The organism is Ralstonia sp. GX3-BWBA (genome assembly GCF_003290055.1).
Classification (GTDB): domain Bacteria; phylum Pseudomonadota; class Gammaproteobacteria; order Burkholderiales; family Burkholderiaceae; genus Ralstonia; species Ralstonia holmesii.
In genome coordinates, this window is the sequence record NZ_QMKS01000023.1 from 248,149 (window position 1) to 260,191 (window position 12,043).

Genomic DNA, 12,043 nt, shown 5'->3' on the forward strand with positions numbered 1-12,043 from the left:
CATGACAAGAGGCACTCAAGCCCTTCGTACCTCGTTGCTCGTGCTAGCCGCGTGCGCGCTCGTCTCGGCGTGCGCGGTCGGGCCCGATTACAAGCGCCCCACCGCCGAAGTGCCGCAGCAATACAAGGAAGCCGGCGACTGGAAAGTCGCCGACCCGAGCGACGCCATCGCCCGCGGCAAGTGGTGGGAAATCTTCAACGACCCGCAATTGAACGCGCTCGAAGAACAGGTGGCCGCCGCCAACCAGAACATCCTTGTGGCCGAGGCGCAATACCGCCAAGCCCAGGCGCTGGTGCAATCGGCGCAGGCTTCGTTCTTCCCGACGCTGGGTGCCAATGCATCGGCCACGCGCAGCCGTTCAGTGCGCACCTCGGTCAACCCGGACGGCAGCCTGTCGACAGGCAACCCGAGTCTGCTCAACTCGCAAAGCCTGTCACTCAACGCCAGTTGGGAGCTGGACCTGTGGGGCCGCATCCGCCGATCGGTGGAGTCGAACAAAGCCAGCGCACAAGCGAGCGCCGGTGATTTGTCGTCCGCTTTGCTGTCCGCGCAGGCAACGCTTGCGCAGAACTATTTTCAATTGCGTGTCACGGATACCCAAAAGGCTGTCTTGCAACGCACGGTTGCCGACTACGAGCGCTTCCTGAAGCTCACGCAAAACCAGTACGCCGTGGGCGTGGCGCAGCGTTCGGATGTGTTGACCGCGCAGACGCAGCTCAAGCAGTCGCAGGCGCTGCTGTTGGATACCGAAGTCACCCGTGCGCAGCTTGAGCACGCCATTGCGGTGCTGATCGGCAAACCGCCGTCTGAATTCTCGCTGGCCCCGGCCACCGCTGCGAGTGCAGCCGACTTGCCGGCCCTACCCGCCATTCCGCTGGAAGTGCCATCGGCCGTGCTGGAGCGCCGCCCCGACATTGCCGCCGCCGAGCGCCGCATGGCCGCCGCCAACGCGCAGATCGGCGTGGCCAAGGCTGCGTACTTCCCGACACTCACGCTGGGAGCCTCGACCGGTTTGGCGGCCAACACGCTTTCGCGCCTGGCAACGCTGCCGAGCCGCGTCTGGTCGATCGGCCCAACGCTGGCCGCCACGCTGTTCGATGGCGGCGCGCGTGCAGCCGCCGTCGACAAGGCCGGTGCTGCTTACGATGCGTCGGTCGCGACATACCGCCAGACGGTGCTGGGCGCGTTTCAGGATGTCGAAGACAACCTCGCCGCGCTTCGCTGGCAGACGCAGGAATTTGGCGTGCAGGCCGATGCCGTCAAGGCCGCGCAGGAAGCCGCGCAACTCAATCTGAACCGCTATCGCGCGGGCACGGTGAGCTTCCTGGAAGTCATCACCGCACAGGCCACGGCCTACAATGCCGAGCGCACGCTGCTCACGCTGCAGGGCAAGCAGTATTCGGCAGCGGTGCTGCTGGTCAAGGCGCTGGGCGGCGGGTGGCACGGCGAAGTGCCGGTGGTTGGCCAGGCGGCGCTGCCGCGGGCATCCGCTCCTGCCGCGCAATAACCCTTCTGTTGTTGCCGGTGGCCGACGATGTTTCGCTACCGGCAATGTCCCCTTGTGCGTAAGCCCGCACGCAGTCGGATAGTTCCCCCTATAATCGATGGAATTTATTTCAGACCGCCCGACCATCCGGGCCGGCTGATGCAGCAGCGGGCGCGCAAATTGCGTCGCCCGATGCCTTGCAAGCCGCCCCGGTGCTATCCAGACCGTCTGTTTGCCAGCCACCATGTCCGCCGCGCGCGTGGTTGCCGACGCAGTTGCCCCGATTCACGCGCGCCGCTCAACTGACTCTGCTCTCTCTCTGATGATCCGATCCGCGCTTCCCCGTTCCGCCAAGCTGCTGGCTGCCGCCCTGGGCGCCGCCACGCTGTTTGCCGCCCTGCCCGCTCAGGCTGACCCGTCCGTGCGCGTCATCTATGGCAAAGACAACAAGCACGGCATCGAGAAATACGGCGTCGACCTCGACTTCGACTCGGGCTTCCACTGGGGCAACCCGGAAGGCTGGTTCGTGAATCTGGATTGGGAAGTCGCGCTGGGCCAGTGGCGCTCGACCAAGGGCACCAACCGCCAAAACATCACCGAATTCGGCGTGACGCCGCTGTTCCGCCTTGAAAAGCGCGGCGGCTCGTGGGTACCGTTCATCGAGGCTGGTGTCGGCCCGCGCTTGCTGTCGCACGTCAGCACGTCCAACGAGCACTATTTCAGCACGGCCTTCCAGTTCTCCGACATGATCGGCGTGGGCGTGGCCTTTGGCAGCAAGCAACAATTCCAAATGGGCTACCGCTTCGAACACCTGTCGAACGCGTCGATCAAGCGCCCGAATCCGGGCACGGACCTAAACGAGCTTTACCTCCGTTACACGTTCTAAAACCTGAACGTTTGCGACGCTTGAAAAAAAAACGGCCTGCCTTGCGGCGGGCCGTTTTGTTTTGGCGCGCGGCGGTGAATCAACGCGCGTCGGCGTCCCCATCAAGATCGCGATCGCGCGATCGCATGCCCATCAACCGCTCGTAATTGAGCGAGGCATGGAAGCCCAGGCCGTTGCCGCCGGCACGCTTGACTTCATACATCGCTGCGTCGGCATTGCGGATGAGCGTCTGCGCGTCATGCCCGTCGGTCGGATACAGCGCCACGCCGGCGCTCACGCCCATCGACAGCACATGGCCTTCCACACGAAACGGCGTCTGCAATTCTTCGATCAGGCGTTCCACGGTTTGCGTCACATCGTCGCGCGTGGCGCAGTGCGTGAGGACGGCAACAAATTCATCCCCGCCCAAGCGCGCCACCGTGTCCGAGGCCCGCAGCCCGCTGCGCAACCGCATGGCCGTAGCCTTCAGGACGAGATCGCCAACCCCGTGGCCGTACTCATCGTTGACGGGCTTGAAGCGATCGAGATCGATGAACACGACCGCAACCTGGCCGCGCGCGCGACGTGCCGTCTGAATGGCGACGAACAGACGATCGCGAAGCAGACGTGCATTGGGCAAGTCCGTCAGCGGATCATGCAGCGCGAGGTGGTGGGCCCGATCCAGCGCTGTGCGCCGCTGTGTCACGTCGAGCAGCGTGCCGCTCACGCGCGTGGCCATGCCACGGGCATCGCGCTCGGTCACACGCCCGCGCGCGGCCACCCAGATCCATTGGCCATGGCGTGCGCGCATGCGTTGCTCGATTTCAAAGCTGTCGGCATCGCCGCGCATATGGCGGTAGATGCGTCGCGCGCTCAACGCGGCGTCTTGCGGATGCACCATCGCGAACCAGGCATCCGGATCGTTGGACAGATCCGTTGGCTCGTAGCCGAGCATGTCAGCCGTCCGACGGTTGAACGACACATGCCGTGCACGCGTGGACCAGTCGAACGTACCCAGCCCGGCACCGTCCAGCACATAGGCCAACCGTTGCTCCGACGCGCGCAGCGATTCCAGCGCCAGGCGCCGCGCGGTCACGTCCTGCATCTGCACGACGAGATGCTCATTGCCGTCGTCGCGCGCCACCGCCACATCGGTCTGCACCCAGACGGTGGTGCCGTCCTGGCGGACCAGGCGCGTTTCCATCGACAGCGTGTCGCGCTGACCGGCGAGCAGCGACTCGACACCATGTCGTGTGCGTTCAGTGTGGTCGGGGTGGCACAGGTCGAACAGATCGCGCGCGCGCAGCGCCTGTGCTTCGTGTCCCGTTAGCGCGCACAGCGCTCGGTTCACGTCGAGGAAGCGACCCTCCGGCGCGCACAGGCCGATTCCTATCGGCGAATGTTCGATCGCAGCCTTGTACAAGTGGTGGTCCTCAAGCATGGCGATGCTGTTTCGCGAATGCGGCAGTCCCGGGGTGTGGTTGATGTGATGGCCATCGCGCCGCCGGGTGCCCCATGACGCAATCGTTGCGTCAGGCGCGCGGTGGCAGTTGGCGTGATCCCCGTAACCGGTCTCGTGGTCTGCGTGGCCCAGTTGGCGGCGGGCAATGACAGACCTTGGTGCGTTGCAAGCGCACGAATCGAGGCGGACTATAGAAGCCGCGAGTTAACGGGGCAATCCCTTCCCGCGAGGGGACATGGACCGCGTGCGCGCTTTGGGTCCCCTCGTGCGCGAGATGACGCGAAGGAAACGCGCCCCGCGTCATTCCCGTCTGCGTTTGTCGACCTCGATTGTCGACACTTGTCCGGCGTCGCCAGACATCCGGTGACTGTACACCGGCCCTCGCGGCGAAGCAGCTAGCCGTTCGGTTAGGTCGCGTAGACGCTGCCGCCCCGCAACCGTTTGCCATATGAACGAACGGCAATCTCCACATTGTGAATGTCTTAAAGTTAAGACAAGACCCCTCGACCTCATCCGGAAAGACGAAAGGCGCAAACGGCCGGCTCCGTTACTATTCTTCAATATCGCTTCGGGGGGAGCGAATTCAAACACGGCAAGCCGCGGCACAAGCGCTCGCGGTTGTGGGAGGTCGTATGGAATTGAGTTTTGTCGCCCCCGGCACGCAGACGCATCGATATGCGCTCAAGCTCGCGGGTCTGCCCGAAGGTAACGAGCCCGGCACCACGGCAGTCGACCCCACCTGGGTGGACGATGCCCTTACCGCTGCCGTGCGCGTATTCGATGCGCACCGCGTGCATTTTGCCGATGCCTACTTCGCCTATCGCGCACGTGAGACAGCGCAGCACCCCACGCGCGCTGCCGGCAAAATCCCACCCGCACGCGTTGCCGGCGATCTCCACGACGATACTCCGCTGCTCGCGGATACGTTTGCGATTGCGCAGTTGGCCGCACTTGTTTCGCTGGAGGCATCTGGCGTGGCCGATGTGATCGATGTCCATCTGGTGGTGGAGCGCTTGCGTGACGATGCCCCCACCCCGCCTGCCGATGGCATCGGCGAAGTGACGTTCGTCACGGAAACCGCGGCCGGCCTGCAAAGCGTGGCAAGTCGGCATTAAGGCGGGCAGGGCCGCTTACGGCCCATGGTGCGTGGGCCGCTCCGGCACGACGGTCGGCTGCGGCTCAGTTGGCGCGCCGACTGCGTCGGCGTCGCGAAACGTCCAGTACCGGTGCACCACGAAGTTGAAGATTGCCGTGATGGCCGAGGCGAACATCTGCGCGATCAGGTAGTACAGGCCAATTCCCAGGCCGATGGCCATGATGGTCGCGTTGCATCCCAGCGCGAGAAAGGCCACCAGGCCAAACCGCACCATCGCGCCGACGTGCCCGCGTGTGCTGTTGAAGACGGCCTGCCGGCTGATGAAGTAGTTGAGCGTGGCACCGATCACACTGCCGACCACCGACGCTCGCCACGGCGAGACTCCCACCTGCACGAGCCCGAACAGCACCACATAGTGCGCCAGCGTTGCGCCGCCGCCGATGACGACATAGCGAGCAAACTGCTCCACCGCCGCCCAGAAATGCCGCCGAGACGCCATGCGCACACTCACCCCATCTACTTTGGAACCGACATTGTGCTCGACCATGGTTCTCAGGCCGCAACTCGCGTGCCACCGACCCCGCACAATAAGTGCGCTTAAAGTTGTGCAACATTTGGCCGTATAGAAACGTGGGGCCCTGCGCAGCTGTTGGCTCCCCATTGCCATGCTCGAACTTCAACCTCTCGACATTCCGCTAGCGATCCCCCTGCCGTGGCCGATGCTTGACGCCGACGGGCAGCTGCTCGTCCCGAAGGGCGACGTCATCCACTCCCCGGAGGAGATCGACCTGCTGTGCACGCTGCACCGCCCGCATCGTATGGCGGACGGCACGCCCGCGCCTGCACCAGCGTTTGCAAATACGCAGTTCCCGAACACGACGTTCCCCGACATGGGCGACGATCCTGACGGTGAACGCACGATCGCCATGGAGCTGCTGGGCCTGCGCCCCGGTGGCATGCTGACCGTGCGACTGACCGCAGGCGCCGGCCAGACCAAGGGCGCCGCGCGCGTGATGGGCTACAGCCCGCAGCGCCATCTGCTCATCACCATGCCCACCGACAGCGGCCGCTCGGTCATGCCGGTCAAGGACGAACTGGTGGAAGTCCACGCCTTCTCGGGCGAGGGCATTGCCAGCTTTGAATGCACGGTGATGGCGGTGTGCCGCATTCCGTTCGAATACGTCGTGTTGTCGCCGCCGCGGCGGATCAAGAACCGCATGTTGCGCAAATCGCTGCGCGTGCGCGCCAACGTGGTCGGCAAGATGCTGGTGAGCGGCGACCCGCCGCGCATGATCCATATCTCCGACATCAGCACGACAGGCGCGTCGTTCCGCTCCGTGCATCGGCTGGAGGTGAGCGGCGCGCCGGCGCGTCTGCGCTTCCGGGTGAAAACGCGCGACTATCACTCCGAACTGGTGGCAGCCGCCCTCGTTCGCAGTGAAAAACCGGCCGACCTGCCCAACGTCTATCAATACGGCGTGGAATTCGTAGAGCTGGTCGCGGCCCAAAAAATGCTGCTGCAATGCTTTATCTATGAACAGTTACTTTGGGGCGGCCAGCGCATGGTGTAGCGTGCAGGCAGAACTGATATTCGCCCCGCTTTGCTCAGAATTAACTGCCGCTAAAGGTTAAAAACATCTGCCGAAATCACGCAAAAAACGCCGCAAATCGGCCACCATGGCCGGTTTTCAGCTTATGATGCCGCAGGCATGCTTGTGACAAAGCTATACAATTGACAGCACATCAAGTGCAGGCATTTCCGTTTTAAAGGCATTTGCAGGACGATCCCCATTTATGAGCCGCGCAAGGTCTGCCGCGCCATCGAGTCTGGACCCAATCTCCGGATTGCCGGACCGCGAACGATTCGTCCAGCTGCTGGCTGCCATGCCGCAACCCGCACGCCAGGATGCAATCGGCGCACTGCTGCTGATCGGCTTCGACCATTTTGCCGAGGCCACCAACACGCTCGGGCCGCTGGCCGCGCGAGAGGTCATCGTCGAATGTGCATCGCGGCTTGAAGCGCTGAGCGTGCCACCTGCGGATGGCATCGCACCCATCGTCGGGCGCGTCGGCCCCGAGACCTTTGCCGTTGCCTGCGCAGACTTTGTCTCGGCACAGGATGTGCACGATCTCGCGCGGCGGATTTCCGCGGCGCTTACGCGACCTTTCATCACGCATGGTTACGAGCTGGTCTGCTCATGCAGCATCGGCATGACGCTTTTTGAGACCATGCCTTCGGATGCAGCGCGGCTGATTGAACAGGCCGACCGGGCGCTCTACGGGGTCCAGCACGGTGCCGAACAAAGCCCCGCGCTGTATGCCCCGGCGGCCATGCCTCCGATCTCGGGCGGCAACACCGCCGCCATCGATGGATACGACGCCGCCGCCGAGCATCCGCGCCTGGCCGCCCAGTTGCGTCATGCGCTTGCGCGCCGCCAGTTCAGCCTGAACCTGCAGCCGCAACTGAGCCTGACCGACGGACGGATCGTCGGTTACGAATTTTTGCTGCGCTGGATTTCACCGGAGCTGGGAGTCGTTGCACCGGCCGATTTTCTGCCAATCCTGGAGCAGACAGGCGACATTCGTGAGGTGGGCCGCTGGGTGCTCGACAATGCCGCGCAGATGCTGGCCGGGCTGCTACGCGAAGAATCCCTGCGCGCGGGACGCAACAGCCGGCATCAGCCGGGCGTGCATGCAGCTGTCAACTTGTCGGTTGCGCAGCTACTCGATCCGCAATTGAGCGACGCCGTGCGCGACATTGCCGCACGCCACGCGGTGCCGACCGCACGCCTCGTCTTCGAGATATCGGAACACACGCTGCACCGTGCCAACGGCTCGGCGCAGAAAGCCGTGGAAGCCCTGCATGCCTGTGGCGCACGCGTGGCTGTGGAAGACTTTGGCGCCACCGCGCACAGCCTCGATTGCCTGGCAACGTTCCGCCCCGATCAGGTCAAGCTCGATCAGGCCATCGTCAACGCAGTGACCAAGGCGAGCGATCACGCGGTGCTGCAACGCCTGGTGGCTGCCGCACATGGCGCGGGGGTGCCCGTCACCGCCACGCGCGTGGAAACCGCCGCGCAGCTCCATGCGTTGCGTGCCTGCCGGTGCGACGTAATCCAGGGCTACCTGCTCTCGCAACCCTTCCCTGCCCGCTGGATCGACGACACACAAGACGTGATTGCCGAGCGCGCACGCGATCTGATGCCGTAAAAGAAAACGCCCTCCCGCCTGCGCGGCGGAAGGGCATCGGCGCTGGCGCGCGTGCTGCTTATGCGTGCTCGACGCGAAAGACCGCCACTGCGCTGCGCAGCGCCTCGGCCTGTTCTTCCAGCGATTCCGCCGCAGCCGCAGCCTGTTCGACCAGCGCTGCATTCTGCTGCGTCACCTGGTCCATCTGCGTGACGGCCTGGTTGACCTGTTCGATGCCGCTGCTCTGTTCTTCCGACGCCGCGCTGATCTCGCCCATGATGTCCGTCACGCGGCGCACGGCCACCACCACCTCGTCGATCACCGTGCCAGCTTCGGCCACGAGGGTCGTACCGTTCTGCACACGGCCCACCGAATCGCCAATCAGCTCCTTGATCTCTTTGGCGGCCGTGGCGCTGCGCTGTGCAAGGCTGCGCACCTCTCCGGCAACGACGGCAAAGCCGCGGCCCTGCTCGCCGGCGCGTGCGGCTTCCACCGCAGCATTCAACGCCAGGATGTTGGTCTGGAACGCAATGCCTTCGATCACGCCGATGATGTCGGCAATCTTTCGGCTGCTTTCATTGATGCCGGCCATCGTGTCCACCACGCGGCCCACGACTTCCCCACCCTTGACCGCGATATCCGACGCACTGACGGCCAGCGTGCTCGCCTGACGCGCGTTATCGGCATTCTGCTTCACGATGCTCGTCAGCTCTTCCATGCTCGACGCGGTTTCCTCCAGCGACGAGGCCTGTTGCTCCGTGCGTTGCGAGAGGTCGGCATTGCCGGCGGCAATCTGCTTGGTAGCGCTGGCGATGGAATCGGAGCCAGTGCGCACCTGGCCGATGATCTGCTGCAGGCTCGTTTGCATGGACGACACCGCGTGCATCAGGCGTGCGGTTTCATCGCGGCGGCCCGCGGCTGTCTGGCCTTCCATACGCGTGGCGAGGTCGCCCGATGCCATGCGCTCGAACACCTGAATGGCGCGCTCCAGCGGACGCACCACCGTGCGGCCAAGCACGCCGCGCGCCACCACCGACAACACCAGCGCGGCGGCCAGCAAGCCACCCGAGATCCAGATGCTCATCGCATAGCGCGACTGGGAATGGTCAAAGCGTTGCTGGCCGTACTTGAAGCGCGCCCCGACCAGGGGCCCGAGCGCCGAGTCGTAATCGACGAACAGCTTCGGCACCAGGTTCGTGTTCAGTTCGCGGTACGTAGTGAGGTCGCTGCGTTCCAGTGCGGCAATGGCCGGCTCCAGCGCCGTCTTGACGAACTTGGTGCGTGCCGCGTCGGCGGCTTGCAGCTGGGCGCGGTCCGCATCGGGAATCGGCAGCTTCATGAACTGGGCCCAGGCATCGTTGGCCGAGTTGACCATGGTGTGCGCATCGGACAGCAGTTTCTTGAGTTCTTCAGGCGTGGAGACCGCATCGAAATTGGTCAGGTGGATGCGCGCCCACAGCAGGTTGATGGTGTCTTTGGCCAGCAGATCCAGGCCCTTGGCATCTTCCAGATACACCGCCCGCAAATCGTCATTGGTCGCCCGGCCGGTGGTGATACCCGCGAAGCCCACCACGGCAATCATCACTGCAAATACCGCGACCAGAAACGTCAGCCGCGTGCGAATGCTCGTATCCATCCATTTCCACATATGTTTTCCCCCTGCATGGTTGGGCCGTGTGCGCCGAGATCGTCTTCCCGCGCCCCTCTTCGGGCACCCTGTTCACTCCCAATGGTGCTAACGGCAAGGGACAGCGGAAATAGAGGGCATCACCACGAATGTCCGGAATGCGCCGCAAGTGATATGCAAGAAGGTAAAAAAGATACGACCGGCGCACCCCACGTGCGCGGGGTGGCACTAAAATGCGGGTTGCGCCACCGTCGTGGTGGCAATCACGCGAACATCGTGCGGGACACCGCACGGCTCACAAGGGGATCGAGATGAAGAAACTGATTGCACTGCTGGCCCTGGGCTGCGTCGTTCTGGCGGGCTGCAACACGATGGCAGGCATGGGCAAGGACATTCAGACGGGTGGTCAGAAGCTGGAAAACGCCGCTGACAACACCAAGCAGAAGATGTAATGAAGCGAAGGCCCGGAGAGTCCCTGGCCTGAGTTGAAAAAACGCCGCTGTTCGCGGCGTTTTTCTTTTGGGCCGCTACAGCAGCTCTTCCGGGGTAAACGGCGCCAGCATCTGAATCCACGTCCGGCGGCCAAGGCCCACTTCCGGCTCCTGATCGACGACGACCTCCTTGCCATTCTCATGCGTGGTCCAGCGCAAGTGGCCGTCGTCCTTGGTCACCCGGTAGGCACTGTCGCGCACCGAATCGTCAAACAGCTTGGCTACCGCATCCGACAGCATCGGGCTGCGGATGATCAACCCTGTTTCCGTATTCAGCCCGATGGAGCGCGGGTCGATGTTCATCGAGCCGACAAACAGCGTGCTGCGGTCCACCACGATCGATTTCACGTGCAGGCTTGCCTGCGACGAACGGAACGTGCCGAACATCTTCGGGCGATCGCCCAGCGTCGGGCGCAGCTCGTACAGTTCAACACCATCGTCGATCAGCGCGCCACGATATTTCGCATAACCCACATGCACGATGGGTGCGTCGGTCGCTGCCAGCGAGTTGGTCAGCACACGCAGCCGCACGCCCCGATCCTGCAAGTGCCTAGCCACCTCGACCCCGCGCTTGCCCGGCACGAAGTACGGTGAGATCAGCACCACCTCGCGCTTGGCCTCGTCAATCAGACGCAGAAGCGTCTGGGCGAGGCGCTCGCCGCCAGGTTCCACCTCATCACCCGACACCTTGGCCGGACGGTCGACGATCACCTGTGCCTGCGCCCACTCCAGGCGCAGGCGGCCACGGGCGATCTGGTCAGCCAGGAACCAGTCGCGCGGTGCGGGCTTGAGCGGCAAAGGCTGCTCCGGCGCTGGGCCGGCCAGATCAGTCTGGTTGCGGCGCTGCTCGAGCTGCGAAATCGTCTGGTCGGATGCCGGCTTGGCGGAATCGGAGCCCATGTTGATCGGCCGGGTCGGCACATCGATATGCTGCGGCGGCCCTTCCGGCCGGTGTGGCATCGTCACCGGCGGCGGATAGTTGCCCTCTTTCGGCTCGGGCGGATGCGCCATGCTCGGCTCGGGCGCCAGCGCCTGCACCGGATAGGCAAATTCGCTGTTCCAGTACGCATCGAACGCCGACGACAACTGACGCACCGCCGGCCCGGCAGCCAGCACGTCAAGATCGACGAAGTTGGTGGTCTGGTTCTGCGTGAAATACTCGGCGCCCAGATTGCGCCCACCTGTCACGGCCAGTGCGTTGTCGGCAATGAAGGCCTTGTTGTGCATGCGCCGATTGACGCGGCGGAACTCAGCGGCACCGCTCAGGTACCGTGTGACGTTCGACATCCGCCCGCCCGGAAACGGGTTGAACAGCCGCACGTCGATGTTCTTGTGCGACGAAAATTTCAGAAATGCCAGATCGCGCCCATCGCTGTGCAGATCGTCGACCAGCATGCGCACGCGTACGCCACGGTCGGCAGCGGCCCGCACATGGCGCATCAGTTCGCGCACGCTGTTGTCGCTCGCAATGATGAAGTACTGCAAGTCCAGCGTACGCTCGGCCCGGTCGGCCAGCGTGAGCAACGTGGCGTAGGCTTCTTCGCCCGACGGGATCAGCCGGAAGCCGGACACATCGGCCGACGGCGCATTCGTCTGCACCAGGCGCCCCAGCGAAGAGGCCGATTCGGCATTGGGCAGCGCCGTCGTCACGGGGCGATCGACGTGATCTGGCAGGCTTGCGCAGCCCGTCAGCAGTGCGATGACCAGCCAGGCAAACCAGGCGCGCAGATACGCGATCGGGAGGTTCCTCGGGTGCCCTTGCATGTTCGATGTCGTGTTGGGTACGGCACAGGTCGAGAGGACGTCTACTTCACACCAGCATGCGGC

The 12,043-nt window shown here is 64.0% G+C and carries 10 protein-coding genes; 6 read left to right on the top strand and 4 right to left on the bottom strand.

From position 1 onward, the window contains the following. Position 1 precedes the first annotated feature (1 nt). Positions 2-1,507 carry an efflux transporter outer membrane subunit gene (locus DOD19_RS22435; RefSeq protein ID WP_112188197.1) on the top strand — a complete coding sequence of 502 codons (1,506 nt, stop codon included), beginning with the start codon at positions 2-4 and terminating at the stop codon, positions 1,505-1,507. Between the two features lie 301 nt (positions 1,508-1,808). Beyond that, positions 1,809-2,372: an acyloxyacyl hydrolase gene (locus tag DOD19_RS22440; RefSeq protein WP_024978588.1), complete on the top strand. Its 564-nt coding sequence runs from the start codon at positions 1,809-1,811 to the stop codon at positions 2,370-2,372. A 79-nt stretch (positions 2,373-2,451) separates the two neighbouring features. On the opposite strand, the gene DOD19_RS22445 is transcribed toward DOD19_RS22440, so the two are convergent. Next, on the bottom strand, positions 2,452-3,792 hold the full coding sequence (locus tag DOD19_RS22445; protein ID WP_024978587.1) for a sensor domain-containing diguanylate cyclase: 1,341 nt from the start codon (positions 3,790-3,792) through the stop codon (positions 2,452-2,454). Positions 3,793-4,445: 653 nt separating this feature from the next. Here DOD19_RS22445 and DOD19_RS22450 point away from each other — a divergent pair. After that, positions 4,446-4,928: a hypothetical protein gene (locus DOD19_RS22450; protein ID WP_112188199.1), complete on the top strand. Its 483-nt coding sequence runs from the start codon at positions 4,446-4,448 to the stop codon at positions 4,926-4,928. Positions 4,929-4,943: 15 nt separating this feature from the next. Here the strand turns inward: DOD19_RS22450 and DOD19_RS22455 are convergent, their stop codons facing one another. After that, positions 4,944-5,456, bottom strand: coding sequence for a GtrA family protein (locus tag DOD19_RS22455; RefSeq protein WP_112188201.1), 513 nt, complete (start codon positions 5,454-5,456; stop codon positions 4,944-4,946). A gap of 118 nt (positions 5,457-5,574) precedes the next feature. Here DOD19_RS22455 and DOD19_RS22460 point away from each other — a divergent pair, with 118 nt between their 5' ends. Together DOD19_RS22460 and DOD19_RS22465 are read left to right on the top strand one after the other, a co-directional pair. Further along, complete coding sequence (locus DOD19_RS22460) at positions 5,575-6,480, top strand: flagellar brake protein (RefSeq protein WP_112188203.1); 906 nt, start codon at positions 5,575-5,577, stop codon at positions 6,478-6,480. Positions 6,481-6,703: 223 nt separating this feature from the next. Further along, positions 6,704-8,119 (top strand): bifunctional diguanylate cyclase/phosphodiesterase, encoded by a 1,416-nt coding sequence (locus DOD19_RS22465; protein ID WP_112188205.1) that lies wholly within the window; start codon positions 6,704-6,706, stop codon positions 8,117-8,119. Positions 8,120-8,177: 58 nt separating this feature from the next. On the opposite strand, the gene DOD19_RS22470 is transcribed toward DOD19_RS22465, so the two are convergent. Next, positions 8,178-9,746, bottom strand: coding sequence for a methyl-accepting chemotaxis protein (locus tag DOD19_RS22470; protein WP_112188207.1), 1,569 nt, complete (start codon positions 9,744-9,746; stop codon positions 8,178-8,180). Positions 9,747-10,036: 290 nt separating this feature from the next. Between DOD19_RS22470 and DOD19_RS22475 the strand changes: the two genes are divergently transcribed. Beyond that, complete coding sequence (locus tag DOD19_RS22475; RefSeq protein ID WP_024978581.1) at positions 10,037-10,177, top strand: entericidin A/B family lipoprotein; 141 nt, start codon at positions 10,037-10,039, stop codon at positions 10,175-10,177. A 75-nt stretch (positions 10,178-10,252) separates the two neighbouring features. Here the strand turns inward: DOD19_RS22475 and DOD19_RS22480 are convergent, their stop codons facing one another. Continuing rightward, positions 10,253-11,980 (bottom strand): phospholipase D family protein, encoded by a 1,728-nt coding sequence (locus DOD19_RS22480; RefSeq protein WP_112188209.1) that lies wholly within the window; start codon positions 11,978-11,980, stop codon positions 10,253-10,255. Between the last annotated feature and the right edge of the window lie 63 nt (positions 11,981-12,043).